This window comes from Polynucleobacter meluiroseus (assembly GCF_900205755.1).
In the GTDB taxonomy this organism is placed as follows: Bacteria; Pseudomonadota; Gammaproteobacteria; order Burkholderiales; family Burkholderiaceae; genus Polynucleobacter; species Polynucleobacter meluiroseus.
Genome location: NZ_OANS01000001.1, coordinates 172,016 through 197,317, shown reverse-complemented (window position 1 = coordinate 197,317; position 25,302 = coordinate 172,016). Strand labels below are relative to the sequence as shown.

General features: G+C 47.5%; 23 protein-coding genes. 18 read left to right on the top strand and 5 right to left on the bottom strand.

Going from position 1 to position 25,302, the window contains the following annotated elements; translation table 11 throughout:
* Positions 1-41: 41 nt before the first annotated feature.
* The 8 genes from miaB to CP950_RS01020 are packed head-to-tail and all read left to right on the top strand — an operon-like array spanning position 42 to position 8,739.
* On the top strand, positions 42-1,385 hold the full coding sequence (gene miaB, locus CP950_RS01055; RefSeq protein WP_096672007.1) for a tRNA (N6-isopentenyl adenosine(37)-C2)-methylthiotransferase MiaB: 1,344 nt from the start codon (positions 42-44) through the stop codon (positions 1,383-1,385).
* Entirely contained in the window at positions 1,378-1,860 is a 483-nt protein-coding gene (gene ybeY / locus CP950_RS01050) for an rRNA maturation RNase YbeY (RefSeq protein ID WP_243391876.1), read from the top strand. Before miaB ends, ybeY begins: the two co-directional genes overlap by 8 nt.
* Positions 1,861-1,914: 54 nt before the next feature.
* Positions 1,915-2,754 (top strand): HlyC/CorC family transporter, encoded by an 840-nt coding sequence (locus CP950_RS01045; protein WP_096672005.1) that lies wholly within the window; start codon positions 1,915-1,917, stop codon positions 2,752-2,754.
* A gap of 8 nt (positions 2,755-2,762) precedes the next feature.
* On the top strand, positions 2,763-4,328 hold the full coding sequence (lnt, locus tag CP950_RS01040) for an apolipoprotein N-acyltransferase (protein ID WP_243391875.1): 1,566 nt from the start codon (positions 2,763-2,765) through the stop codon (positions 4,326-4,328).
* A 57-nt stretch (positions 4,329-4,385) separates the two neighbouring features.
* Positions 4,386-5,291, top strand: coding sequence for a glycine--tRNA ligase subunit alpha (gene glyQ, locus CP950_RS01035; protein ID WP_096672391.1), 906 nt, complete (start codon positions 4,386-4,388; stop codon positions 5,289-5,291).
* Entirely contained in the window at positions 5,288-7,426 is a 2,139-nt protein-coding gene (gene glyS, locus CP950_RS01030) for a glycine--tRNA ligase subunit beta (RefSeq protein WP_096672004.1), read from the top strand. The genes glyQ and glyS overlap by 4 nt, the downstream gene beginning before the upstream one ends.
* Positions 7,423-7,995 (top strand): D-glycero-beta-D-manno-heptose 1,7-bisphosphate 7-phosphatase, encoded by a 573-nt coding sequence (gene gmhB, locus CP950_RS01025; RefSeq protein ID WP_096672003.1) that lies wholly within the window; start codon positions 7,423-7,425, stop codon positions 7,993-7,995. The genes glyS and gmhB overlap by 4 nt, the downstream gene beginning before the upstream one ends.
* Positions 7,996-8,001: 6 nt before the next feature.
* Positions 8,002-8,739 (top strand): lysophospholipid acyltransferase family protein, encoded by a 738-nt coding sequence (locus CP950_RS01020; protein WP_096672002.1) that lies wholly within the window; start codon positions 8,002-8,004, stop codon positions 8,737-8,739.
* Here CP950_RS01020 and rsmA read toward each other — a convergent pair.
* From rsmA to CP950_RS01000, 4 genes are read right to left on the bottom strand one after another with little or no spacing between them, the layout of a single operon-like run.
* Entirely contained in the window at positions 8,736-9,512 is a 777-nt protein-coding gene (gene rsmA, locus CP950_RS01015; protein ID WP_096672390.1) for a 16S rRNA (adenine(1518)-N(6)/adenine(1519)-N(6))-dimethyltransferase RsmA, read from the bottom strand. The two genes, CP950_RS01020 and rsmA, sit on opposite strands and share 4 nt — an antisense overlap.
* Positions 9,512-10,531: a 4-hydroxythreonine-4-phosphate dehydrogenase PdxA gene (pdxA, locus tag CP950_RS01010; protein ID WP_096672389.1), complete on the bottom strand. Its 1,020-nt coding sequence runs from the start codon at positions 10,529-10,531 to the stop codon at positions 9,512-9,514. Before pdxA ends, rsmA begins: the two co-directional genes overlap by 1 nt.
* Positions 10,506-11,951, bottom strand: coding sequence for a peptidylprolyl isomerase (locus tag CP950_RS01005; RefSeq protein ID WP_096672001.1), 1,446 nt, complete (start codon positions 11,949-11,951; stop codon positions 10,506-10,508). Before CP950_RS01005 ends, pdxA begins: the two co-directional genes overlap by 26 nt.
* Complete coding sequence (locus tag CP950_RS01000) at positions 11,948-14,470, bottom strand: LPS-assembly protein LptD (RefSeq protein ID WP_096672000.1); 2,523 nt, start codon at positions 14,468-14,470, stop codon at positions 11,948-11,950. The genes CP950_RS01005 and CP950_RS01000 overlap by 4 nt, the downstream gene beginning before the upstream one ends.
* A 33-nt stretch (positions 14,471-14,503) precedes the next feature.
* Between CP950_RS01000 and CP950_RS00995 the strand changes: the two genes are divergently transcribed.
* The 10 genes from CP950_RS00995 to ruvB all read left to right on the top strand — a co-directional run bounded on the left by CP950_RS00995 (position 14,504) and on the right by ruvB (position 24,038).
* Complete coding sequence (locus CP950_RS00995) at positions 14,504-15,514, top strand: aminoglycoside phosphotransferase family protein (protein WP_096672388.1); 1,011 nt, start codon at positions 14,504-14,506, stop codon at positions 15,512-15,514.
* Positions 15,501-16,220 (top strand): N-acetylmuramate alpha-1-phosphate uridylyltransferase MurU, encoded by a 720-nt coding sequence (murU, locus tag CP950_RS00990; protein ID WP_096671999.1) that lies wholly within the window; start codon positions 15,501-15,503, stop codon positions 16,218-16,220. Before CP950_RS00995 ends, murU begins: the two co-directional genes overlap by 14 nt.
* A complete protein-coding gene (locus tag CP950_RS00985) occupies positions 16,213-17,577 on the top strand; it encodes an aminopeptidase P N-terminal domain-containing protein (RefSeq protein ID WP_096671998.1) in 1,365 nt (454 codons plus the stop codon). The genes murU and CP950_RS00985 overlap by 8 nt, the downstream gene beginning before the upstream one ends.
* Positions 17,578-17,595: 18 nt before the next feature.
* The gene (locus tag CP950_RS00980) at positions 17,596-18,765 is read left to right on the top strand and encodes an FAD-dependent monooxygenase (protein WP_096671997.1); all 1,170 of its coding nucleotides are present in this window, start codon (positions 17,596-17,598) and stop codon (positions 18,763-18,765) included.
* A gap of 106 nt (positions 18,766-18,871) precedes the next feature.
* Entirely contained in the window at positions 18,872-19,888 is a 1,017-nt protein-coding gene (dusB, locus tag CP950_RS00975; protein WP_096671996.1) for a tRNA dihydrouridine synthase DusB, read from the top strand.
* A 17-nt stretch (positions 19,889-19,905) separates the two neighbouring features.
* Complete coding sequence (locus CP950_RS00970; protein ID WP_096671995.1) at positions 19,906-20,145, top strand: helix-turn-helix domain-containing protein; 240 nt, start codon at positions 19,906-19,908, stop codon at positions 20,143-20,145.
* A gap of 56 nt (positions 20,146-20,201) precedes the next feature.
* Complete coding sequence (purH, locus tag CP950_RS00965; protein WP_096671994.1) at positions 20,202-21,782, top strand: bifunctional phosphoribosylaminoimidazolecarboxamide formyltransferase/IMP cyclohydrolase; 1,581 nt, start codon at positions 20,202-20,204, stop codon at positions 21,780-21,782.
* Positions 21,783-21,797: 15 nt separating this feature from the next.
* On the top strand, positions 21,798-22,325 hold the full coding sequence (gene ruvC, locus CP950_RS00960; RefSeq protein WP_096671993.1) for a crossover junction endodeoxyribonuclease RuvC: 528 nt from the start codon (positions 21,798-21,800) through the stop codon (positions 22,323-22,325).
* Between the two features lie 25 nt (positions 22,326-22,350).
* Positions 22,351-22,932 carry a Holliday junction branch migration protein RuvA gene (gene ruvA / locus CP950_RS00955; RefSeq protein ID WP_096671992.1) on the top strand — a complete coding sequence of 194 codons (582 nt, stop codon included), beginning with the start codon at positions 22,351-22,353 and terminating at the stop codon, positions 22,930-22,932.
* Between the two features lie 101 nt (positions 22,933-23,033).
* Positions 23,034-24,038 carry a Holliday junction branch migration DNA helicase RuvB gene (ruvB, locus tag CP950_RS00950; protein WP_096672387.1) on the top strand — a complete coding sequence of 335 codons (1,005 nt, stop codon included), beginning with the start codon at positions 23,034-23,036 and terminating at the stop codon, positions 24,036-24,038.
* Here ruvB and tyrS read toward each other — a convergent pair.
* A complete protein-coding gene (gene tyrS / locus CP950_RS00945) occupies positions 24,035-25,267 on the bottom strand; it encodes a tyrosine--tRNA ligase (protein ID WP_096671991.1) in 1,233 nt (410 codons plus the stop codon). The genes ruvB and tyrS overlap by 4 nt on opposite strands.
* Positions 25,268-25,302 lie beyond the last annotated feature (35 nt).

The following is a 25,302-nucleotide window of genomic DNA, read 5'->3' as shown; positions in this document are numbered from 1 at the left end:
AATCTTTGCTTCGCCCCCAGCTGTAAACCTGAGAACGGCATATGCAAAAGCTCTACATTAAAACCTTTGGCTGTCAAATGAACGAGTATGACTCGGGCAAGATGGCCGACCTACTTCATGAAAATGAAGGTATGGTCATGACAGATAGCCCAGAAGACGCAGATGTTGTCCTGCTCAACACCTGCTCGATTCGAGAAAAAGCCGAAGATAAGGTATTTTCTGATTTGGGACGCTTAAGAGAGCTCAAGAAAAATAAACCTAATTTATTAATTGGTGTCGGTGGGTGTGTTGCCAGCCAAGAAGGCCAGCAAATTATCAGCCGAGCACCTTATGTCGATGTCGTATTTGGTCCCCAAACCCTGCATCGCCTCTCTGACTTGCTATCCCAAAGACGTGAAACAGGCAGACCCCAAGTAGATATTTCCTTTCCAGAAATTGAAAAATTTGATCATCTGCCAGCTTCCCGCCAAACTCGGGGCTCGGCTTATGTCTCCATCATGGAAGGCTGCTCTAAGTATTGCAGTTATTGCGTTGTCCCTTATACGCGCGGCGAAGAAGTCTCGCGCCCCTTTGATGATGTACTTACTGAAGTTGCTGGGCTAGTTGCGCAAGGGGTAAAAGAAGTAGTCCTGCTAGGGCAGAATGTGAACGCCTATTTGGGGAAAATGGGGGATAGTGAAGAGATTGCAGATTTTGCGCTCTTATTGGAATACGTCGCCGAAATTCCCGGCCTCGAGCGCATTCGCTTTACCACCAGTCACCCTAAAGAATTTACGCAGCGCTTAATTGACGCCTATGCAAAGATACCTAAGTTAGTAAGCCATTTACACCTACCCGTTCAGCACGCTTCCGACTCCGTTTTATCTGCCATGAAGCGCGGCTACACTGCATTAGAGTACAAAAGCATCATTCGCAAAATGCGGGTAGTCCGTCCTGACTTGACTTTGTCGAGCGACTTTATCGTTGGCTTTCCTGGTGAGACGGATGCGGATTTTGAGAAATTACTGAAGATGGTAAAAGAGCTTAATTTTGATAATAGCTTTTGCTTTATCTTCAGTGCTAGACCCGGTACTCCTGCCGCTAACTTAAGTGATGACACACCATATGAAGTCAAACTCAAGCGCTTACAGACTTTGCTAGCCTTAGTAGAGTCACAGGCCAATCAGATTAGTCAAAATATGCTGGGTAATGTAGAACAGGTTTTAGTTGAAGGCCTAGCGAAAGATGGTGAGAATTTGCAAGGACGTGCAGCGAATAATCGCGTAATCCATTTTTCAGCAGCTATTGCCGATCATGAGGCGCTACTGGGGCAGATGGTGGAACTACGGATTACTGAGGTCCTGAACTACACCTTGCGTGGTGAGTTAGTGCATGCCCATGCCTAAGTCTTTAAATCCCACAGCACCTCCTAAGCTGCAAATTGAATTGCAGTTTGCCAGCGTAGCCGTCGAAAAATCGCTGTCTACAATTACATCACCAGCCCTCATCAAAAAATGGGTGAAGGAAGTAACTAAGCAAAGTGGACTTCTGACGCTGCGTTTTGTCAATCCAGCCGAAGCTAAGCGCCTCAATATGGGTTTTCGTCAAAAGGACAAAGCTACTAATGTGCTGACCTTTTCCTATGAACTTAGCAAAAAAATAGTAGTAGCCGATATCATTTTTTGCCTACCTGTAGTCCTTAAAGAGGCGCGTGAGCAAGGCAAGACAGTCAAAGCCCACCTAGCGCATCTCATCGTTCATGGTTGTTTGCATGCGCAAGGACTCGATCATGAGAGGTCGGAAGACGCAGTTAAGATGGAAAAAAGGGAAATTGCCATTCTTAAAGCCCTTGGCTTTGATGATCCCTATCAAGATTTTTAATCTATTGATGGCTAGATTCCCTTCGATTACTTTTTTCTACGCTATTCTTGCAATATGCCTGACCCCAAAAAATCCCTACTAGAACGCTTAACTGAATTTTTAAGCACTGAGCCCAGCAGCCCGCTAGAGCGTCGTAAAGAGCTCATCGAAACTTTAAGAGAAGCGCAGGTGGATGGCTGGATTGATGCTGATGCACTATCCATGATCGAAGGTGTATTTCAAGTGGGTCAATTGTGCGCTAGGGACATCTTAGTGCCGCGCGCTCAAATTGACTGGATTGATATCAACCTTCCGCTGTCGGAGATGATCAAGAGCGTGATTCACGCGGCTCACTCGCGCTTCCCAGTATTTGAGGGGAGTCGCAGTAATGTCATTGGTACCCTGTTGGCAAAAGACTTATTACGCTATTCCTCTGAAAAAGATTTTCAAGTGCGTGACTGGTTACGTCCTGCCGTATTTATTCCCGAATCCAAACGCCTGAGTGTTTTATTGAGGGATTTCAAGGACAACCGCAACCACTTGGCGATTGTGGTCGATGAATACAGCAGCGTCGCCGGCATTATTACGATTGAGGATGTGCTCGAGCAAATCGTGGGTGATATCGAGGACGAGCATGATGTGGATGAGGAGGCGGATAACCTCATTGCATTAGATAACGGCGATATTCGCGTTAAAGGGATTACCGAGTTAGAGCAATTTAATGAAACTGTCGGCACCCACTTTGAAGTCGAGGATATTGATACCGTCGCCGGCTTGGTGATTCAGCATCTTGGTCGTGTGCCGAAAATTGGTGAACTTGTTGATATTGGCGGCATTCAATTTGAAGTGCAACGTGCAGACCCACGACAAATCCATATTTTGTTAGCCCGTCAACTCTCCAAAAAAGCTGGCTGAAATTGCCCTTGGCTAATTGGGATACATTGAGTGCGTGGCTTACCTTGAAGAACCAAGAGATACATCAGCTTCATCGTAGCGCTCGCCTCCTGTTTTTATTTATTTTGGGCGCTCTTTTGGCTGGCGTTGCCGAACTACCTTTTGGTGGCTGGCTACAAATTCCCCTTCTCAGCGGAGTCTGGTACTTACTCAGCCTTGATAAAGACTCTCCACTAAAACGCCATCTCCTTCCTGGGGTGCTGTTTGGTTTGGGTTACTTTACTTTGGGCCTTTGGTGGATCTACATCACCCTGCATGACGTGGGCGGTATGAATGCAGTGCTTTCGTGTGCGGCTGTTTTCTTGCTGGCAGGCTTTCTCGCCCTATTTTTTGCCGGCGCCTGTTTAGCCATCCCCCTATTTAAACGCGCGCCCCAAACAGGTTTATTGCTTGCTGCTTGCTGGACACTGATTGAATATCTCCGCGGCACAATCTTTACTGGCTTTCCTTGGATGGGTCTTGCTGAAGCTCAGGTTCACGGGCCCTTCGCTCCCTTAGCGCCTTACCTAGGAGGCTTAGGGTGCACCTTTTTTGTTATTTGGTTATCTTGGTTGGCACTTTCTTTGCGCAACCATGGGAAGCGCTCTGCGGCACTGATAGTGTGTTTGCTTGGCTTTAGTCAGCTTCTCAACCTATGGACCTTTACCAAGCCAACAGGAGAGCCCCTTAGCGTCGAATTGCTGCAAGGCAATTTTGCACAGAGCTTGGTATTTAAGCCAGAGGGCATGCTCAGACAAATTGAGTTCTACAAGAACGCCATGATCCAATCTCATACCGATCTAGTCGTTGCACCTGAAACAGCGCTACCTTGGCCTGAACCCAATTTGCCAACCGGTACGCTTGAGGCGCTGCAAGATTTTTCCACAACCCATCAGAGCTTTTTGTTATTTGGAGTGATTGGCCGACATTTCAATCCAGCAGATGGCAGGGAGTTTTCTAACCGCGCGCTAGGATTGAGCCCGAACAATCCACCCTATCGTTACGACAAATCCCATCTTGTTCCTTTCGGAGAATTTATTCCTCCGGGTTTTCGTTGGTTTGTGGAGGCCTTCAGCGTGCCTTTGAGTGACTTTGCCCGCGGCCGTACTGATCAACCTTTCTTCTTAATCAATCGAAATACGCAAGTGCCGCTCTACGCAGCTATCACTATTTGCTATGAGGATGTGTTTGGAGGGGAATTAGCTAGCCGCTTAAGAGATAGTTCCGAGCCTGCGAATCTTTTAATCAATATTACTAACCTAGCTTGGTTCGGTGCCTCACAAGCACCAGCGCAACAATTACGCCTATCGCAGTTACGCTCGCTTGAAACCGGTCTGCCATCGATTCGGGCTACCAATACTGGTATCACTGCGGCATTGGGAGCGGACGGCAAAGTGTTAGGTCAGTTACCCCAATTTACCCAAGGTATTCTGAGTGCACAGGTGCAAGCGTATTCAGGCAAGACGCCCTATGTGCTTTGGGGAAATATCCCTATTTTGACTATTTCTTGCCTCGTGCTCATTCTCGGGATAATTCGTCAAAAACGCTTTAAGTAGTTAATTAATGGGCTTATGCACGAGCCATGTAAAATCAAGGGCTTAGCTAGGTTAATCATGCTTACTTTTCAGCAAATCATTCTTAAACTCCAAGACTACTGGGACCAACAAGGTTGCGCCCTATTGCAGCCTATTGACCTCGAGGTTGGCGCGGGCACATCCCATACCGCTACTTTTTTACGGGCTATCGGTCCCGAGCCTTGGAAAGCAGCCTATGTTCAGCCCTCCCGCCGACCAAAAGATGGCCGTTACGGTGAAAACCCCAATCGGCTCCAACACTATTACCAGTTTCAGGTCGTACTAAAACCTGCGCCAGAAAATATTCTTGAGCTTTACCTTGGCTCACTCGCCGCCTTAGGCTTGGACCTCCAAAAAAATGACGTCCGCTTTGTTGAGGATGACTGGGAGAACCCAACCTTAGGAGCATGGGGCCTGGGTTGGGAAGTCTGGTTAAACGGTATGGAAGTAACCCAGTTCACTTACTTTCAGCAAGTCGGTGGGCTGGATTGCAAACCCGTGCTCGGTGAAATCACCTACGGTATTGAGCGCCTCGCAATGTATATTCAAAACTGCTCCAATGTGTATGACCTTGTTTGGGCTGATGGCATTTCTTATGGTGATGTTTATCACCAAAATGAAGTGGAGCAGTCGAGTTATAACTTTGAGCACTCCAATGCAGAATTGCTCTTCGCCAACTTCATGAATTATGAAAGCGAAGCGAAGCGGCTCATGGAAATCCCCTTGGCACTGCCCGCTTATGAAATGGTTCTCAAAGCCGCCCATACCTTTAACTTATTGGATGCCCGTGGCGCCATCTCGGTTACAGAGCGTGCCGCTTATATTGGGCGTATCCGCCATCTTTCACGAGCATTAGCGCAGGCTTACTACGAGTCCAGAGAAAAACTGGGCTTTCCTATGTGTCAGAGTCCTTCAAGCGCAACAGCGCCTCACACCAATTTATGAGTACATCCCATTCGCTTGAACAATCAGCGCCACTATTAATCGAGCTCTTATCTGAAGAGCTCCCACCGAAATCACTGCGTCGTTTGGGTGAGGCATTTAGTGATGGGATCTTTAGTTCTTTGAAAGCAGTCGGCTTGTTGAGCAAGAACTCAGTAGCAACTTCTTACGCCACACCCCGACGTCTAGCGGTAGTGATTTCTGATGTCTTAAGTCAGGCACCAGATTATCCTGTGCGTGAAAAATTATTACCCACTAGCATTGCCTTTGACGCTCAAGGCAATGCCACCGCTCCTTTACTCAAGAAATTAGCTGCCTTAGGTTACGGTGATATTGACTTATCCACCCTCGAGAAATCAGGGGAAGGTAAAAATGAAGCACTTTTTCTGAATGTGCTCGCCAAGGGTGCTGCCCTGGAGTCTAGTGCTCAAGCGGCTCTCAGCCATACCCTGAATAAGCTGCCGATTGCTAAAATGATGCATTACCAAGTGCTGCAAAAGAATGGTGAGCTCGTTGATGTTGAGTTCGCGCGTCCAGCACATCGTATCCTCGCTCTGCATGGTAGCCATACTCTGACGATGAACGCCCTAGGGCTTGATGCTGGTAATCAGACAGAGGGGCATCGCTTCTTAGCTCCGGGTATTTTGACCATTGCATCAGCTAAGCAATACGAGGAAGATCTAAAAACTCAAGCTAAAGTGATACCGAACTTTGCACAGCGTCGCGCTCATATTGAGAACGCCCTTCTCAAAGCAGCCGGGGAAGATTTAGTGCTCATGCCGGATAGCCTGCTAGATGAAGTGACTGCCCTTGTCGAGTGGCCGGCAATTTATGAGTGCCACTTTGACCCAGAGTTCTTGGCAATTCCGCAAGAGTGCTTGATCTTAACGATGCAAACCAATCAAAAGTATTTTGCTTTAACGGACAAGCAAGCCAAGCTACGCAATCGCTTTCTGATTGTTTCCAACATTGAGACGAATACCCCAGAGGCTATTATTTCCGGGAATGAGCGGGTTGTGCGTCCGCGCCTATCCGATGCCCGCTTTTTCTTTGAGCAAGACCAAAAACGTCCTTTGGCATCTCGTGTTGCAGACTTAGGTAAAGTGATTTACCACAATCAATTGGGCAATCAACTGGACCGCATGAAGCGTGTGCAAGCGATTGCTATAGAGGTTGCAAAGACATTGAACGCTGACCCACAAGTAGTTAGCAGAGCGGCAGAAATTGCCAAGACAGATTTGTTAACCGATATGGTTGGAGAGTTTCCTGAGCTTCAGGGAATTATGGGCCGCTACTACGCCCTCCACGATGGTGAATCTGCAGAAATTGCCGCTGCTTGTAGCGAGCACTATATGCCACGGTTTGCAGGTGATGCTTTGCCGCAGACCCAAACTGGCACTATTCTTGCCCTTGCCGATAAGCTCGAAACCTTAATCGGTATTTGGGGTGTGGGATTGGCCCCTACCGGAGATAAAGATCCCTACGCGCTTCGTCGTCATGCCTTAGGAGTTTGTCGCCTCCTCCTAGAAAAGAAGCTAGCCCTTAATTTGCCCGTATTAATTGATTTAGCGCGTCACCAGTTTTCTCAAGCAGGCGTGCAAGACAATGCGAAGGTGGAGGATATTTACGCCTTCATCTTGGACCGCCTCCGCGCTTATTTGCGCGACCAATCCGTTAATAGCGTTCCCTTTACCAGTGCTGAAATTGATGCGGTATTGAGCCAGTCTCCTGCCCGCTTAAACGATCTTATCGAGCGACTTACTGCGCTTCGGCAATTTAGCGGGCTCACAGAAGCTACACAACTTGCTGCCGCTAATAAACGCATTAGCAATATTCTTAAAAAGAATAGTGAAATTATTCCTAAGGCCTGCTCTAGCAAGGCGTTACAAGATCCAGCAGAAATTGCGCTTTATCAAGCCCTTGAGCGCATTTCCCCCAAGCTAGACTCAGCATACGAGAAGCATGAGTATGTGGAGCTTCTGCAAGCACTAGTCGCCTTAAGTGCACCCATTGATCAATTTTTTGCTGATGTCATGGTGATGGATCCTAACCCCGAATTGCGCGATAACCGTCTTGCTCTCTTGCAACAACTCCACCAAAAAATGAATTTGATTGCCGATCTTAGTAAATTAGCATGAGCTCTAATCCCGTCAAATTAGTCATCCTAGATCGCGATGGCGTGATTAATGAAGATCGGGATGACTATGTCAAATCTAGTGCAGAGTGGATTCCTTTACCTGGGAGCTTGGAGGCGATTGCACTTCTCAATCAGGCTGGGTATCAAATTGCCATCGCCACAAATCAATCCGGATTAGCTAGAGGTTATTTCAGTATTCATGATTTACATGCTATGCATAACAAAATGGATAAATTACTCAAGCCATTAGGTGGTCATGTTGATGGTATTTTCTTTTGCCCTCACATTGATGCCAATGCCTGCGATTGTCGGAAACCGCAACCTGGGCTTATGAAAGAAATTGCCTTGCGTTACAAAAAAAATGACAGTGTCACACCCCTACTGGGCATCCCAGTGGTGGGTGACTCTTTGCGTGATCTGCAGGCTGGCGTTGCCTTAGGAGCCACACCACATTTAGTCTTAACTGGTAAGGGACAAAAAACTTTGGCTGCCGCCGGTTTGCCGGAAGGTACTCAAATACACGCTGACTTGCTCGCCTTCGCTCATGCCCTCTTACAAGAAAAGATATAGGTCAACATGATTTATTTACGTTCAACTTTGTTTGCACTGTTTTTACTTATCTTCACTCCCGTTTGGGCGGTACTATGTTTCTTGGCCTTTCCTTTTTTGAATCCAGAAAATCGTTACCGCTTTATTGGCCTGTGGAATAAGATTGTTATTTGGTTGTTGTGGCATTTATGCGGAATTCAGTATGAAATTAGAGGTATGGAGCATATGCTGGCCGCGCTAGATCAACCCGTGGTGGTTCTGAGCAAGCACCAATCGGCATATGAAACCATCGCTTATATTGCTTTGCTGCCAAAGCAACTCTGCTTTGTTTTCAAACGTGAATTGCTTTGGATTCCGTTTTTCGGCTGGGCTTTAGCGTTGCTCAAAATGATTCATATCAATCGCGCTAAGAGTGAAACTGCAGCAACTTCGGTCGCCAGTCAGGGTCGTAAACGCTTGAGTGAAGGCAAGTGGATTATGTTATTTCCAGAGGGGACAAGAATAGCCACTGGTAGCCATGTCCCCTACCGAAAGGGCGGGGCTAGATTGGCCAGTGCCACACACGCAATTGTCATACCCATCGCCCACAATGCGGGCAGATGCTGGCCTAAAAATAGCTTTTTAAAATATCCCGGCAAGGTTATTTTTTCGATTGGGCCTGCCATTCTGTCTGCGGGCAAAACGCCTGGGCAACTCCACCAAGAAGTGGAAGCGTGGATTGAGTCTGAAATGCATGCAATAGATCCCAGTGCATATCAGAATTAAGCGGCGATCGTTTTAGCCCATTCAATATAACGCTCTACCGAAATATCCTGAGCACGGGCTTTCAATTCCGACTCAGTCAATGAAAGCCTTTCGCTATAAGCAGCTAAGTTAGTCCGCAACATTTTTCTTCTTTGGGAAAATGCAGCAGCAACTACTTTTTCTAATGCAGCCCACTGGGCGCTATTTAAATTAAAGTCTTTTCTTGGAATCATGCGAACCACAGCCGAGTTCACCTTGGGCTTGGGATCAAATGCTTCTGGCGGAACCTCCAAGACAAGCTCCATATCGTAGCGAGCCTGCATCATCACTGTAAGGCGACTAAATTCTGAACCACCCGCTTTAGACACCATGCGCTCAACCACTTCGGCCTGCAACATAAATACTTGTTCATCAATGACGTGCGCCGCTGAAACTAAATGGAACAGCAAAGGCGAAGAGATGTTGTAAGGTAAATTACCCACCACCTTACACAAGCCACTATTCTCAGGACGACTTTTAGCCCATTCTAAAAAGTCAAAGGTGAGTGCATCTCCCTCAATTACATTTAAACCTGATAAATTTTCTTGTATCCAATAAGCAACCAAGTCTCGATCAATCTCTAATAAATCAAGATGCTCAAGATTGGTCAATAGCGGTCGCGTCAATGCGCCGAGTCCCGGACCAATCTCTATTACGTGCATATTGGTACTAGGGTTAATTAAAGCAATAATGGAATAGATAACTCCAGAGTCTTGCAGAAAGTTCTGGCCAAATCGCTTACGTGCGCGATGCATCATGGTTGTAGACCCTTGCGATTAACAGCCATTTGATATGCCAAGCGTAAAGCCTCAAGCATGCTGCCGGGGTCGGCAGAGCCTTTACCAGCAATATCGAGTGCAGTCCCATGATCCACTGAGGTGCGAATGATGGGCAAACCTAGAGTAACGTTCACACCGTCGCCAAAGCTCACAAACTTAAATGGCGCAAGCCCTTGATCATGGTACATGGCAATAAAGGCATCCACATGCCCTAAGGAATGTGCATCAAACATGGTATCACCAGGATAGGGACCTTTTACGTCAATGCCCATACCCCTAGCCATCTCGATAGCTGGTGCAATGATCTCAATTTCTTCGCTCCCCAAATAGCCACCTTCTCCAGCATGAGGGTTTAATCCAGCTATTCTTATTGCTGGGTTTTCTATAGCGAAGTAATGGCGCAAGTCTTGGTTCACTATTTGAATTGTTTCTAAGATGAGCTCTTGGGTTATGGCGGATGCAACTGCTCTCAAAGGCAAATGAATCGTTACCAAGGCCACCCTTAGAGTAGCTGCTTTATTTAGACCAAGAAAGCCCTGCGGTAAATCGGCGCACAACATCATGACCACATGTTTCACACCGCAACGTTTAGCTAAGTATTCAGTATGCCCAGTGAAGATAGCATCCGCTCCAAGCTTCGCATCATTGATAACGCTCTTTTGCAGAGGGGCAGTAACCATTGCATCGAATCGACCCTCTAGACAACCGTCGATCGCTATATCGAGCATATCTAAAACATAACGGGCATTAACAGGATTTAACTGGCCTGAGATACTGGGTGCAGCCAACTTTACCGCATCAATTGTTAAGCGATGTGCAATTGCATCCGCTATATGCGGCAGCTGTAGTACCTGAGGATCACCAACTAGAGTGACATGCGCATCCGGTTGCTCCCCCAGAAAACTGAGGGCGGCTGCAACAGAGACCTCTGGGCCAATACCTGCCGGCTCTCCAGAGCTAATGACTAAATTAACGGGGGCTGGATGCTGGATCATCTGCATTAATGATCTTCACAGTTGCGGTATCACGCAATTCTCGTAACCAGTCTTGATAAGCTTGATCAAACTTACGCTCACGTATCGCAGCGCGCGCAAACTCACGCTGCTTCTCGACTGTCAACTGCGCTTCACGTCGATCTAGGACTTGAATTAAATGCCAACCAAATTGGGTTTTGACGGGATTGCTCACATCGCCAATTTGCAAACGATTCATGGCTTGCTCAAACTCGGGCACTAGATCACCTGAGCTCATCCAACCTAAATTACCGCCATTAGCTGCCGCTCCATCTTCAGAATATTTTTTCGCTAAATCTCCGAAATCGACTGTTTTTGCTCGCACCTGATCGCGATATCCAGCCAAACGTCTTTCCGCATCCTGATCAGACAACCCTTGACGACTGCGCAACAAAATATGGCGCGAGAGTGTTTGGGTAATCATGATGCTTTGGGGCGCACTTGGCGCGGCCTGTGCTGACTGTGCAGGTCGTGATTCTGGTGCATTTGCGACCAAAGCACGACGATCCAACACCTTGAGGACGTGAAAACCAGCTGGGCTTTTAACCACCACATTCGCTACTTGACCACTGCCGATATTACGAACGGCCTCATAAAATAGTTGCGGCAAGCGATCTGGAGTGCGGTAGCCTAATTCTTGAAATTTGATTTTTGGATTATCTTTAGCCGCCATAGCGCCCAACTGTAAGAAGTCCGCATCACCGCGCGCCAGCACCAATAGAGACTCTGCCTTTTTCTTTGCATCTGCTTGCGCTGCCGCTCCTGCCTCAGCGGGAATAAAAATTTGCGCTACGTCAATTTCTTCTGGAGCCCCATTCGCAACTGGCGTAGATGCGACCACACCACCCATTGGAGCAGCTAAATTGCGATCCTTAATATAGTTATCAATTTCTGCATCAGAAATCTTAACCTTCCCCTCTACCTCACGCTCACGGTAACGACTAATCACAATGTCTTCCCGTAACAATTGCTTGTATCGCTCATAGGTCGTGCCGCTTGCTTCTATTTTGACTTTGAGTTCTGCGCGACTCATTTTATTTTTTGCCGCAATATCGTCAATGATCTTGTCTAATTCTTTATTAGTTACTTCTACGCCTTCTTGCTCAGCATTTTGTAGCTGAATTTTTTCAATGATGAGTCGATCCATCACCATCTTGCGTAAGTCAGTACCACTCGGCATTTTGTTGCCTTGTTTTTGTAGTGCTGCAATTCGGTCATCCACTTCTTTGCGCGTGACGTATCCAGTATTGACGATTGCGGCTACGCCATCAATATTGCGAATCTTGGTATCTGTTGTGGATATCTTTACGGCATCTTGCGCGAGAGCGATCACTGGAAAAATACCAATCCCAACTAGGGCTAGGCAAGCCAATAGGTTTCTAAAAGAATTTCTACGCGTCATTGATAGTTCTCAAATGTAGATGGTGGGATTGGCTTGGAAGTGGGCATATATCCTGGGACATTTAGCTTCATGATATCAACTGGATTGCTACCTGCACTACCAAAGCCCCTAAATTCTATTTGGAAGAGTACTTGGGTGGTGGTGATCTGAGAGGTTGTCAGATATTGAGAATAAGCCCCACGTAGCGTCCAGCAATCCCTAGTCCACTCTAAGGCCATCAAAGTATTTAAGGTCTTCGTAGTGAGCGCATCGTAACCCCAGCGACCGAGGACTGATACTTCTCTAGTAAGAGGCCATTGACCCGAGACATTGTATTGATCAGTAGTAGTTTGGGCCAAAGTAGCCGGGGTTGGTCCAAGCGCCTGCGTTGGGGGGCTCCAAACGTTACGGTAGCCAAAATTCAGGCTTCTGCCAGGAGTAGGGCGCCAGCTTCCACCTACGGTGGTTTGTACAAATCGATTGAGTTGGGTGTTGTAGTCCCCAAAGACATCTGCGCTAAAGTTGCCTAGCAAACGTACGGTTCCAGAGCCTAAGGTATCTGAATAGGTGGTTGGATTAGTAATATTGCCATTTAAGCCCACTCTTTGTGCTGTAAATTGCTGTCTTTGGGCCAGAGTCACGCTAGCTCGCTCAGCTCCTGAGCCAGCCTCAATCATGCGGCTAGTGATGCCTCCTGTGAGCTTATTGTTATCCGCAATACGGTCATTACCAATAAAGTTATTTTCACTAAAGATTTGACTCATGCCAAATCCGCCATCCGCAGTATCAAATAATGGGGTATTTGCCTGGCTTTGGTAGGGCGTGTAAACATAGAACGCTCTTGGCTCCATGGTTAGCAGCATATCGCGCCCAAAAAAGCCTTTCAGTTCAGCCGCCTCACGCTCTAAGGCCAGTCCAGAATCCACACTTAAAGTAGGCAAAAGAAATCCCTGAGCTACTGGTGCGCCCACAGTAAGAGAAGTGGCATTGTAGTTATTAGCCTGAAAGCTTAATTTTGGGGTTAGGTAGTAGCCTGGAGTGACCTGAGGCAAGGAAATCGCCCCCTTAAGCACCGTTCTATCCGCTTGACTATAAAGATAACCAGCAGGCGCCGCCGATGGGTTGCCGTTCACGTTGTAAGCGAAGCGTGTTAAATCAGTAGAAAAGGTAGTTACTGGCCCAGAGGCTTGCTCCAAATACTTTCCACTGGCATCAGTCACCGTTGGCGTTAGGCGATTGCTGTAGCTCGCATTAATATTTGGCAGAACGTTATAAGGCGACTGAACAATGTTCGTAGGATCTGGCTGCAAAGTCTGGAAAGTGGTCGCTTTCGCGGAAATATTCCAGTTTCCTAAACTGTCTGTTAGATTTTTAGTCGTGCCGATTTCTTGGCGGAACTGGCTTGTTACTGCCCCTGCAATACTTTGTGAAAAGTCGGTTGGATATTGACTATCCGATACGCGGGCTACGTTGGCATAGCCAGTCCATGCACCTGGTAGAGGAATACCTCCAGGCGCCAGCCCACCGGTAAATGACTGACGCTGCTGCCAGTCATAGCGCCAACGGTTGGTGCCGGTCTTGCGGTCATAAGGTAAATAATCCCCGCCCAGCGCACCCGCATACAGAGGATCCAAGAATTGGTACTTAGCACCAAGCTGCACTCCGCGCTGACCCATCACTCGAGGAACTAATAAGAGGTCTCGATTGGGTGCGATATTTAAATAATAAGGTTGGGTGACATCAATACCATTATTAGAGTTGTATCCAGCTATTGGCGAAAGAATTCCTGAGCGGCGTTGACTAGAGGTAGGTAAAGAAAAATAAGGTACGTAAGCGATCGGGACATCAAAGAACCGCATCACCCCATTTGTACCAACCATTTCCTTTTGTTCGTTATCTATTTCTAAGGTGTTGGCGGTGAAATACCAATCTAAATTCTGTGGCGTACAGGTGGTGTAGGTCGCCTTATCAAAAACAAAAATGTCGGATGACTCAATGGTGAGTTTCTGTGCCACACCACTTGCACGGTTGTCACGCAATTCATAGCTTGGGTGATCCATTTTCCCTTCGCGCGCATCCACTTTGAATTCGGCAGTCGGGCCGGTAAAAACCACATTGCCTTTTAGCAACTGCGCATTACCCACTAAGCGGGCAATATCAGAATCGGGATCGTACTTAATTTCATCCGCTTTCATCACCGCGCCATTGCGACGAATTTGCGCTCGCCCTTTAAGATTCATTTCGCGATCAACTACGCCATCGATGGCATCGCTGGAAGTAAAGGTCAACGCATCGCCATCACCAATCGGTTTTCCAACCCGCAGCTGATCATCCAACTTTAAGATCGTGACTTGACCTCGATCAGGTATCAAGACTGTGTTTTCTGCTTTATTTGGATCGGAGAGGGCTGGTAAAGGAGGAGGTGCCTGTGCAGCAGCATTAAAGGCAAATTGCGACAATACAGCCCCCAACATAATCCGCAGGGAGACAGCTAAAATAAGAGGGGCGCAAAGGCCGGCACGACGGCGATAATGACTCATAGATCCAGACCCGCCTTATTATACGAATCGACCATGAATGACTCTCGTTTAGACATACTCCGCCACTGGCTAATGGGCCTCCAGCCCCATTGGCAATTAGACTTGGCCACTTTAGCCCCCGCCTCAGCCGACGCCAGCTTTAGGCGCTACTTCCGCATTCAGACCCAGAATCCCCAATTTGGCTCTTTTATTGTGATGGATGCCCCTCCTCAACATGAGCCATTAGAGGCGTTTATTCGGGTGGATTTACTGCTAAGAGAAGCGGGTCTACATGTGCCCCAGATCTTAGAAAAAAATGAAAAGGAAGGTTTTCTTTTACTCAGTGATTTAGGCAATCAAACCTATCTTGCGGATCTAACCGAAGGAAATGCGGACTCACTTTATCAGGCGGCTACCAACACATTAATAGCAATGCAATTAGCAAGTGAGCCCCATGTTTTGCCAAATTATGACGAGGCCCTATTGCAACGTGAACTGGATTTATTTCCAGATTGGTATCTAAAAAAACATTTGCAACTGAACCTAAGTCAGATTCAAGAACAACAATTAACGCAAGCATTTGCACTCCTCATTCGCAATAATCTGGCGCAACCGCAAGTGTATGTTCATCGGGATTTTCATTCGCGTAACCTGATGGTCACCGCGCAAAATAATCCCGGTGTATTGGATTTTCAAGATGCCGTGTTTGGGCCAATTACTTATGATGCAGCATCACTTTGGCGCGATGCCTACATCGCATGGCCCGAAGAAAGAGTGATTGATTGGGTCATTAAATACTGGGAGCAGGGTCGCAAGCGTGGCTTAGTCATGACAGAAGACTTTGGTCAGTTCTACCGAGATTTTGAATGGATGGGTCTGCAGCGCCATTTGAAGGTACTGGGTATTTTCGCTAGACTCTTTTATCGTGATGGCAAAGAAGCGTATCTCAAAGATATTCCCTTGGTTTTACAGTATGCAATTGCAACCGCAAATCGCTACATTGAGCTAAAACCACTGGCCCGTATTTTGGAATCTACCCGTCAATCATCAGATGCAATCAGCTAATGATTTAACTCCTCCCTGCCTATTATTGGCTGCTGGACGCGGTGAGCGCATGCGTCCATTAACAGATGAACTCCCAAAACCACTTCTACAAGTTCAGGGCAAATCTCTCTTAGCTTGGCATCTAGAAGCACTGGCAAAAGCACACATTGATAAGGTAGTAATTAATTATGCTTGGCTTGGTCAAAAGATTGAGGATGCGCTCGGGGATGGTAGTCAATTTGGACTTCACATTACTTACTCACCAGAAGTGAAGGCTTTAGAAACTGCGGGCGGTATTCGTCAAGCACTTCCGTTAATGGAAGCGCATGACTATTTTTTAGTGATCAACGGTGATGTTTTTTGCCCGGACTTTCCCATCAGCGCCCTGCTAAATCAAGTACCTAATCTACGAAGCGATCTTCACAGCTTGGCGCATTTGGTGATGGTTCCCAATCCAATGCAACATCCCACGGGGGACTTTTATCTCAAGGGGGTGCAAATTTCCGATGGCATCGTTAGGGATGCAGAAAAACTGACTTTTTCAGGCATCGGACTTTACCACCGTGACCTATTCATGGATCTAGAAATCGGAGTACCATTTAAACTAGCACCACTCCTACGCGAAGCAATGCAAAGAAACCGTGTTACCGGCGAAAAATACAGTGGCCCTTGGCATGATGTCGGTACGCCCCAACGATTAAAAGAACTCAACGCAGTTGATGAATAAAACCAACTTGTACCAAGAACGACGCCTACGATTAGCAAAGCAGATACTGGCTAAATCGGGCGGCGGAATTGCAATTGTCAATACTGCTCCTGAGGCGCTGCGTAACCGCGATAGTGAATTTCCGTATCGCCATGACAGTGATTTTTATTACCTCACTGGCTTTGATGAGCCTGGGGCCACTTTAGTCATGCGTGTTAGTGGCACTAGTCAGCAAACTCAGCTTGAATCTCACCTTTTTTGTAGACCTAAAGATCAAGAGCGAGAAATTTGGGATGGCATTCGTTTGGGACCAGAGGCTGCTCCTGAAGTACTCGGCTTTGAATTTGCACATAGCAACGAACTGCTCGATGAAAAGTTGAGCGTGCTATTAGCAAATGAGAGTGCGGTTTACCTCCGACTAGCGGAGAGCGCAGAGTCAGATCGCCGCGTGCGTCATTGGATGAAGAAGGTGCGTCAACAAAGTCGCGCTGGCGTAAATCCTCCTTCTGAATTTCATGATGTAGAGGCGTTGATTCATGAGATGCGCTTGCTGAAAGATAGTCATGAGCTCGAAATCATGCGCCGTGCTGCTGCCATCTCTGCTCAGGCACATATTCGTGCCATGCAAATGTGTAGACCGGGCATGCGGGAATATCAACTTGAAGCTGAGTTACTTCATGAGTTCCGAAAAAACGGCTCGCAGAGTGTGGCTTACAACAGCATCGTAGCCAGTGGCGCCAATTCTTGTATATTGCATTACCGTGCAGGTGCCGCTGAATTACGCAGTGGCGAACTCTGTTTAATTGATGCAGGCTGTGAACTTGATGGCTATGCTTCAGATATCACGCGCACCTTTCCAGTCAATGGCGTATTTTCCGGACCGCAGCGCGCGCTTTATGAAATTACTCTAGCTGCACAAGAGGCTGCCATTGCCGTGACTAAGGTGGGTAACACCTTCGTACAGCCTCACGAAGCAGCGCTTAAAGTGCTTACTCAGGGATTGTTAGATGAGAAGTTACTGAAACTCTCTGCATTAGGCTCACTTGAGAATGCGATTGAAACCGCTGCCTACCGCCGCTTTTATATGCATCGCACTTCCCACTGGTTAGGGATGGATGTCCACGATGTCGGCTCGTATCGCGAACTAAACGCCACTACGCCAATGGATGAAAAACCTTGGCGTGTTTTACAAGAGGGTATGGTCATCACTATCGAGCCAGGTCTCTACGTACAAGCTGCCGACGATATTGATCCCGCCTTTTGGAATATTGGAATTCGGATTGAAGATGACGCCGTTATTAACAATACTGGCTGCGAATTAATTTCTCGAGGGGTGCCAGTTTCTGTTGATGAAATCCAAGCCCTCATGAAGCATTAAGCATCAAACGTTTTCAAGATGAGCCCAATGCATTGTGATATTTTGATTCAGGGAGGTGGACCAGTTGGTCTAGCCTGTGCAGCATGGTGCTTACAAAAACTACCCGATGCCAAAATCATCTTGCTGGATCGCAATCCAATGGATGATGCTGAGATTGCAGAGTTTGATAGCAGAGGCACTGCACTCTCCCACGGCAGCAAACTCTTACTCGATACGATTGGCGCTTGGCCAAAGGAGTGCGCTGATATTCATCGAGTACATGTTTCACAAGCAGGCCGTTTTGGTCGCACCTTAATGACGCGCGAAGAACTTGGACAAGAGGCCTTAGGTCATATCGTACGCTACCGTGACATTCACCTGACTTTACGCAAGACCTTGCGAGAACTACAAAAAAATAGTTCGAATTTCGTTTGGCGCCATATTGATCCTAGGGCAAATATAGAGGCTACCGCCCACGCAATCATTGCGCAATGTATTGTTCATGCCGAGGGTGGCTTATTTAAAAAGCAGGATTGGGTTGAGTCCGGTCGAGACTATGAGCAATCTGCTTTAGTGGGGTTGGTAGAAGTAGAATCTGCCGAACCCCATCAAGCTTGGGAGCGCTTTACTTCCGAAGGTCCCTTGGCAGTACTACCTAGCCACTATGGGCCCAATATTCTTAATCTCGTTTGGTGCGGATCTCCGGAATCTTCCCAAGCTAGATTGGAAATGAATGAGACTGACTTCTTAAAGAGCTTGCGCGATGCCTTTGGCTCGCGCGTTGGTGCGTTTCTAAAAATACAAGATCGCCGACTCTATCCACTGGGCCTCAATTACCGCAAAGAAATCGTCCAAGTCAATGAGGTCTGGATTGGTAATGCCGCGCAAACTTTGCATCCTGTCGCAGGGCAAGGTCTTAATCTAGGATTACGCGATGCTTATTTGCTGGCTGACAAACTAAGTACTCTGTTTGCCAGGCCCGAGGAGCAAATCACGCTTGCGCAGGTTCATCAAAAACTTGCGGAATATGCCCTCAGCCGTAAACTCGATCGAACCACTACTATTGGCCTGACAGATACGATGGCGCGGATTTTCACATCAAACTTATTGCCGGTAGTTTTGGCTCGTGGACTCGCCTTAACAGCCCTTCAATGGCTTCCACCAGTCAAGACAGCCTTAGCACGTCAAATGATGTTTGGGCGCCGTTAGGGCCGCTAAATTCTGCTTAAAAAATAGGCAGAGAAGTCGTAAATTGTGCTAAAGTGTCAGCCTTTCCTAGGCAGCTTTAGACTCAGGCGTACACCAAAATACCTTAATGAAGATTGGCCCTCACCTTCTCGCAAATAAACTATTTGTAGCTCCAATGGCTGGTGTTACTGATCGTCCATTTCGCCAGCTTTGTAAAAAGTTGGGTGCTGGCTATGCGGTCTCTGAAATGATTGCTTCCAATGCCCTGTTATGGAAGAGTGAAAAAACCCAACGGCGCGCCAACCACCAAGGTGAATTCAAACCAATTGCGGTACAAATTGCCGGCGCTGATCCTGCCATGATGGCGGCTGCCGCAAAGCTCAATGTGGATCAAGGTGCGCAGGTGATCGATATTAATATGGGTTGCCCAGCGAAAAAGGTTTGCAATGTTGCTGCTGGCTCCGCCTTACTGAGAGATGAGCCCCTCGTTCAGAATATTTTGGCAGCCGTGGTCCAGGCAGTCGGGATAGGTCCCGATGCGGTACCTGTCACCTTAAAGATTCGGACTGGCTGGGATCGTGAGCACAAGAATGCGATTGCGATTGCTCAATTAGCAGAAAAGATGGGGATCTCCATGCTGACCGTGCACGGCAGAACGCGCGCTGATTTGTATCACGGCGAGGCCGAGTACGAAACGATTGCTGCCGTCAAAAATAGTGTGGGTATTCCAGTGGTGGCAAATGGAGACATCACTACTCCAGAAAAAGCGGGGCTGGTTCTCAAACTGACGGGTGCAGATGCCATCATGATTGGTCGAGCCGCTCAGGGGCGTCCTTGGATCTTTCGTGAAATTGCCCACTATCTTGAAACTGGGGGGAAACTTCCAACTCCCCAAATCAATGAAATTCAAGAGATTATGAATGCGCACTTACTCGACCACTATGAGTTCTATGGTGAATACACTGGCCTGCGTACTGCGCGTAAACATATTGGCTGGTACTGCAAAGGTTTGCGCGATTCTCACGCTTTCCGCCAAAGAATGAATACCGCGGATGATTGCAAGACCCAATTGCAAATGGTGAATGACTTTTTTGATGAGATGAAGTCTCACTCAGAGCGATTACTTTTTTTAGAAGCAGCTTAATTTCTCCAGATTCATCTATGACAAATAAACACCCCATTACAGAATGTATTGAAACCCAGTTGCAGCGTTATTTAGAAGACCTGAAAGGCACCCCTCCGTCTGATATTTACCAAATGGTCTTAGGCGTAGTAGAAAAGCCCATGCTTGAATTGGTCATGCAACATGCCAAGAACAATCAATCCCTAGCCGCTCAATACTTGGGTATTAATCGCAATACCTTACACAAAAAATTAGTTGAACATCAACTACTGAAGTAACTATTAGTAAGCTTTATCTTTCACGTGCATTACTCGATTTACCTCACAAAGAACCTATGATCCGTACAGCCCTGCTTTCCGTCTCCGATAAAAATGGCATTGTGCCTTTTGCCAAAGCCCTCCATGAGCAAGGAGTAAAACTCATTTCTACTGGGGGGACAGCCAAGCTATTGGCGGAGAATGGCCTGCCTGTCGTCGAGGTAACTTCTTTAACTAAGTTTCCGGAGATGTTGGATGGCCGCGTCAAGACCTTGCATCCAATGGTGCACGGGGGCCTGTTAGCTCGCAGGGATTTTCCAGAACATATGGCGGCCCTTAAAGAGCATGGGATTGATACGATTGACATGCTGGTGATTAATCTCTACCCATTCAACGAAACAGTGGCCAATGAGCAATGCACCTTTGAGGAAGCAATCGAAAATATTGATATTGGTGGGCCTGCCATGTTACGTGCGGCTGCGAAGAATCATCAAGATGTCACCGTGTTAATTTCTCCTGAGGATTACGCCCTTGTCCTAGCGGAAATGAAAGCAAATCAAAACGTGGTTTCTTATAAGACAAACTTGAGGCTTGCTAAAAAAGTATTCGCCCACACTGCTCAGTACGACGGCGCAATTGCCAACTACCTGAGCGCCTTAGGGGATGATTTAGCGCACAAGACCCGTTCAGCTTATCCAGAGACCCTACATCTGGCTTTTGAAAAAGTACAAGAAATGCGCTATGGTGAAAATCCCCATCAGTCTGCCGCATTCTATAAAGATACTGATTTAGTTGCTGGTGCCTTGGCTAATTACAAACAGTTGCAAGGTAAAGAGCTGTCTTACAACAATATTGCCGATGCAGATTCTGCTTGGGAATGTGTGAAGAGTTTCTCAAACCAAACAGAAATTGGCGCTGCCTGCGTCATCATTAAGCACGCCAATCCTTGTGGAGTGGCAGTGGGTATCAGCCCTGTAGAGGCCTACCAAAAGGCATTTAAAACTGATCCTAGTTCAGCCTTTGGCGGCATCATTGCTTTTAACGTGACTTGTGATGGTGCAGCGGCTGAAGCTGTTGCAAAACAATTTGTGGAAGTACTTATTGCACCTAGTTTTACCGATGAAGCCAAAGCCATCTTCGCAGCTAAGCAGAATGTGCGCTTATTAGAAATTCCCTTAGGCCATGACTTTAATACCTTTGATTTCAAACGCGTTGGGGGAGGCCTCTTGGTGCAATCACCCGATGCAAAAAATGTCCTTCAAAATGAAATGCGTGTCGTTAGTCAAAGACTCCCTACCCCTAGTGAAATGAACGATATGCTGTTTGCATGGCGTGTAGCTAAGTTCGTCAAATCGAATGCGATCGTCTATTGCAAAGACGGCGTGACTTTAGGTATTGGTGCAGGTCAAATGAGTCGCGTCGATTCTGCGCGCATGGCCAGTATTAAGGCTGAAAATGCTGGCTTAAGCCTGGCAGGCTCGGCAGTAGCAAGCGATGCATTCTTTCCTTTCCGTGATGGCTTGGATGTAGTCGTAAAAGGTGGCGCAAGCTGTGTCATTCAGCCAGGGGGCAGTATGCGCGATGATGAAATCATTGCCGCAGCCAATGAGCATGGCATCGCAATGATCTTTACTGGCACGCGCCATTTCCGCCATTAAGATCTCGGCTACTGTATGGCACTCACACGCTGGATAGGTATTGACCCAGGCCTCCGAACCACTGGTTTTGGTGTGATTGATGTGGATGGCCAGAAGCTCACTTATATTGCTTCGGGAACAATAGAAAGTGGTGATCCAGCAAAGGGCCTGCCGGAAAGATTGGGTGCGCTGTATGCCGGAGTGAAAGAGGTATTGGAAACCTATCATCCGCAAGCCGCAGCCATTGAAGAAGTCTTTTTAAATGTCAATCCTCGCTCCACCCTCATGCTGGGTCAAGCCCGAGGAGCCGTAATTGCCGCACTCGTCTCGGAAAAATTACCCGTGGCAGAGTACAGCGCTCTCAGAGTCAAACAGTCGATTGTGGGAACTGGTCGCGCTACAAAACCCCAAGTACAAGAAATGGTCAAGCGTCTTCTCAGGTTAAATCGTGCACCCGGAACAGATGCATCCGATGCACTAGGCGTGGCTATTTGCGCAGCTCACCACGCACAAATGCCGCAAGCATTAAGCGCAGCACTCACACTCACTAAACGTAGCAAGTAATGTCATCACAGGTTAAGATCTCCTCATGATTGGTCGCATACAAGGCACCTTAGTGTCGGTTCACCCTCCCCGTCTCTTGGTAGATTGCCAAGGCGTAGGCTATGAAATTGATGTCCCGATGAGCACGCTGTATCAGCTGCCTGAGGTGAATCAAAAGATCACCCTCTTGACGCATTTTCAGGTGCGCGAAGATGCGCAACAGCTTTTTGGTTTTGCCACTGAAACTGAACGAGAAGCGTTTAGAGCTTTAATCAAAATTAGCGGCGTCGGTTCGCGTACCGCCTTAGCAGTGCTGTCTGGCATGAGCGTCAATGAATTGGTTCAAGCAATTGCTATGCAAGAAGCAGACCTTCTCACCAAAGTTCCTGGCATCGGTAAAAAAACAGCAGAGCGTCTGTGTTTAGAGCTCAAAGGTAAGCTGGCCCCAGACCTTGGTATTGCTGGTGGCAAACCACCCGTGATTGAAGCCAGCAGTGAAATCCTACAGGCGTTGTTAGCCCTAGGCTATTCCGAGAAAGAAGCACTGCTCGCCCTCAAACAAATCCCACCCGACAGTACTGTCTCTGACGGCATTCGGATGGGTCTAAAGTACCTCTCTAAGTCTTAATAAACAATACCCACTACACTGGCAGCATGGCAATTCATACAGAAGATCTCAGCTCTATTCCTGAAGACTTACCGCAGGGTGGCTCTGATCGCTCCGACCGCATGGTGAGTGGCACAGCAGGTAATGCCGAAGCAGTCTTTGAACGCGCCCTGCGCCCCAAACAGCTAGATGAATACGTTGGTCAAACCAAAGCCCGCGCCCAATTAGAAATCTTCATTACCGCCACTAGAGGCCGCCAAGAAGCCCTTGACCACGTCCTACTATTTGGGCCACCTGGTCTCGGTAAGACTACATTGGCTCACATCATTGCGCGTGAACTCGGGGTCAATCTTCGTCAAACAAGTGGTCCCGTTCTCGACAGGCCTGGTGATCTTGCCGCCTTACTGACTAATTTAGAAACCAATGACGTCCTCTTCATTGATGAGATCCATCGCTTATCACCGGTAGTAGAAGAAATTCTTTATCCCGCTTTAGAGGACTACAGTCTTGACATCATGATTGGCGAAGGACCTGCTGCTCGCAGTGTCAAAATTGATCTCAAACCCTTCACACTTATTGGCGCGACTACCCGTGCGGGTATGCTCACCAACCCCTTGCGTGATCGCTTTGGAATTGTCGCAAGGCTGGAGTTTTATACGACTGAAGAATTGACCAAAATTATTAATCGTTCAGCGAGCTTACTTAAGGCAAAAATTGATCCACTAGGCTCAGTCGAAATTGCTAAACGCGCCCGTGGTACGCCTCGAATTGCTAACCGTTTATTACGCCGAGTGCGTGACTATGCAGAAGTCAAAGGGGACGGTACGATCACCAAAGAAATGGCTGATGCCGCACTCAAAATGCTGGATGTTGACCCCAGTGGTTTTGATGTGATGGACAGAAAATTGCTAGAAGCGATTCTGCACAAATTTGACGGTGGTCCAGTGGGTATTGATAATCTAGCCGCGGCTATTGGTGAAGAGCGCGATACGATTGAAGATGTCCTGGAGCCTTATTTAATTCAGCAAGGCTATCTCCAGAGAACCTCGCGCGGCAGGGTAGCTACCCGTCAAGCCTATGAGCACTTTGGCTTAAAGCCCCCTAGCAGCCTTGACAGCACTGATTAGCCCAGCGTTACCTTAGCAAATCGACGCTTACCAACCTGCACTACATAAGTTCCTGCTTCTATTTTTAATTGCTTGTCGGCGATAGTGACGCCGTCAATCTTGACGCCATTTTGCTCGATGTTGCGATTAGCTTCCGAGGTAGAAGGGCTTAAGCCTGCAACTTTGAGAAAATTAGCAATTCCCATCGGGGCGCCTTCTAAGCTGATCTCAGGAATATCCTCTGGAATACCCCCTTTAGCACGGTGATTGAAATCCTCCAAAGCTTTCTCGGCAGCAGCCTCAGAATGAAAGCGGCTCACAATCTCTTGACCAAGCATGACTTTGCAATCACGCGGATTACGTCCAGCAGCCACTTCTTGCTTCATGAGATCAATCTCAGCCATGGGGCGGAAAGACAAGAGCGTATAGTAGTCCCACATCAAGTCGTCCGAGATGCTCATGAGCTTACCGAACATGTCACTAGCTGGTTCGCTGATGCCAATGTAATTGCCTTTGGACTTACTCATTTTCTCGACCCCGTCGAGCCCAACCAGCAAAGGCATAGTCAAAATGCACTGGGGTTCTTGGTCAAACTCGCGCTGGAGTTCACGACCGACTAAAAGATTAAATTTTTGATCTGTTCCACCAATCTCTAAATCACTCTTTAAGGCTACTGAGTCATAACCTTGCATCAAAGGATAGAGAAATTCATGTACTGAAATAGGAATGCCACTGCGGTATCGTTTAGTAAAGTCATCACGCTCTAACATCTGCGCTACCGTATATTTAGCCGCCAACTGAATCATGCCGCGGGCACCCAAGGGATCGCACCACTCACTGTTATAGCGCACCTCAGTTTTGGCAGGGTCTAGCATCATGCTTGCTTGTTGATAGTAGGTTTGGGCGTTAATGGCTATCGCCTCTGCGGTCAGAGGGGGGCGTGTGGCATTGCGACCAGATGGATCACCAATCATGCTGGTGAAATCACCAATCAAGAAAATGACGGTATGGCCCAAATCTTGCAGTTGGCGAAGCTTATTCAGAACCACTGTGTGACCCAGATGAATATCTGGCGCAGTGGGATCTAATCCCAACTTAATACGTAATGGCACGCCCGTAGCTTGGCTACGAGCCAGCTTCTGAATCCAATCGACTTCGACCAATAACTCGTCACAGCCTCTTTTAGTCACTTCAAGGGCTGCAAATACTTCAGGAGTAAGAGGATAGGGGTGTTCTGATTTAGCCGTCATGCTGATGGGTTTAGAGTGTGTGCTGGGTGTCAGTT

Excerpts from the sequence above, each read along its gene's own strand:
- miaB (WP_096672007.1), top strand. The coding sequence starts at position 42 with ATGCAAAAGCTCTACATTAAAACCTTTGGCTGTCAAATGAACGAGTAT.
- ybeY (WP_243391876.1), top strand. The coding sequence starts at position 1,378 with ATGCCTAAGTCTTTAAATCCCACAGCACCTCCTAAGCTGCAAATTGAA.
- CP950_RS01045 (WP_096672005.1), top strand. The coding sequence starts at position 1,915 with ATGCCTGACCCCAAAAAATCCCTACTAGAACGCTTAACTGAATTTTTA.
- glyQ (WP_096672391.1), top strand. The coding sequence starts at position 4,386 with ATGCTTACTTTTCAGCAAATCATTCTTAAACTCCAAGACTACTGGGAC.
- glyS (WP_096672004.1), top strand. The coding sequence starts at position 5,288 with ATGAGTACATCCCATTCGCTTGAACAATCAGCGCCACTATTAATCGAG.
- gmhB (WP_096672003.1), top strand. The coding sequence starts at position 7,423 with ATGAGCTCTAATCCCGTCAAATTAGTCATCCTAGATCGCGATGGCGTG.
- CP950_RS01020 (WP_096672002.1), top strand. The coding sequence starts at position 8,002 with ATGATTTATTTACGTTCAACTTTGTTTGCACTGTTTTTACTTATCTTC.
- rsmA (WP_096672390.1), bottom strand. The coding sequence starts at position 9,512 with ATGCATCGCGCACGTAAGCGATTTGGCCAGAACTTTCTGCAAGACTCT.
- pdxA (WP_096672389.1), bottom strand. The coding sequence starts at position 10,531 with ATGATCCAGCATCCAGCCCCCGTTAATTTAGTCATTAGCTCTGGAGAG.
- CP950_RS01005 (WP_096672001.1), bottom strand. The coding sequence starts at position 11,951 with ATGACGCGTAGAAATTCTTTTAGAAACCTATTGGCTTGCCTAGCCCTA.
- CP950_RS01000 (WP_096672000.1), bottom strand. The coding sequence starts at position 14,470 with ATGAGTCATTATCGCCGTCGTGCCGGCCTTTGCGCCCCTCTTATTTTA.
- CP950_RS00995 (WP_096672388.1), top strand. The coding sequence starts at position 14,504 with ATGAATGACTCTCGTTTAGACATACTCCGCCACTGGCTAATGGGCCTC.
- murU (WP_096671999.1), top strand. The coding sequence starts at position 15,501 with ATGCAATCAGCTAATGATTTAACTCCTCCCTGCCTATTATTGGCTGCT.
- CP950_RS00985 (WP_096671998.1), top strand. The coding sequence starts at position 16,213 with ATGAATAAAACCAACTTGTACCAAGAACGACGCCTACGATTAGCAAAG.
- CP950_RS00980 (WP_096671997.1), top strand. The coding sequence starts at position 17,596 with ATGAGCCCAATGCATTGTGATATTTTGATTCAGGGAGGTGGACCAGTT.
- dusB (WP_096671996.1), top strand. The coding sequence starts at position 18,872 with ATGAAGATTGGCCCTCACCTTCTCGCAAATAAACTATTTGTAGCTCCA.
- CP950_RS00970 (WP_096671995.1), top strand. The coding sequence starts at position 19,906 with ATGACAAATAAACACCCCATTACAGAATGTATTGAAACCCAGTTGCAG.
- purH (WP_096671994.1), top strand. The coding sequence starts at position 20,202 with ATGATCCGTACAGCCCTGCTTTCCGTCTCCGATAAAAATGGCATTGTG.
- ruvC (WP_096671993.1), top strand. The coding sequence starts at position 21,798 with ATGGCACTCACACGCTGGATAGGTATTGACCCAGGCCTCCGAACCACT.
- ruvA (WP_096671992.1), top strand. The coding sequence starts at position 22,351 with ATGATTGGTCGCATACAAGGCACCTTAGTGTCGGTTCACCCTCCCCGT.
- ruvB (WP_096672387.1), top strand. The coding sequence starts at position 23,034 with ATGGTGAGTGGCACAGCAGGTAATGCCGAAGCAGTCTTTGAACGCGCC.
- tyrS (WP_096671991.1), bottom strand. The coding sequence starts at position 25,267 with ATGACGGCTAAATCAGAACACCCCTATCCTCTTACTCCTGAAGTATTT.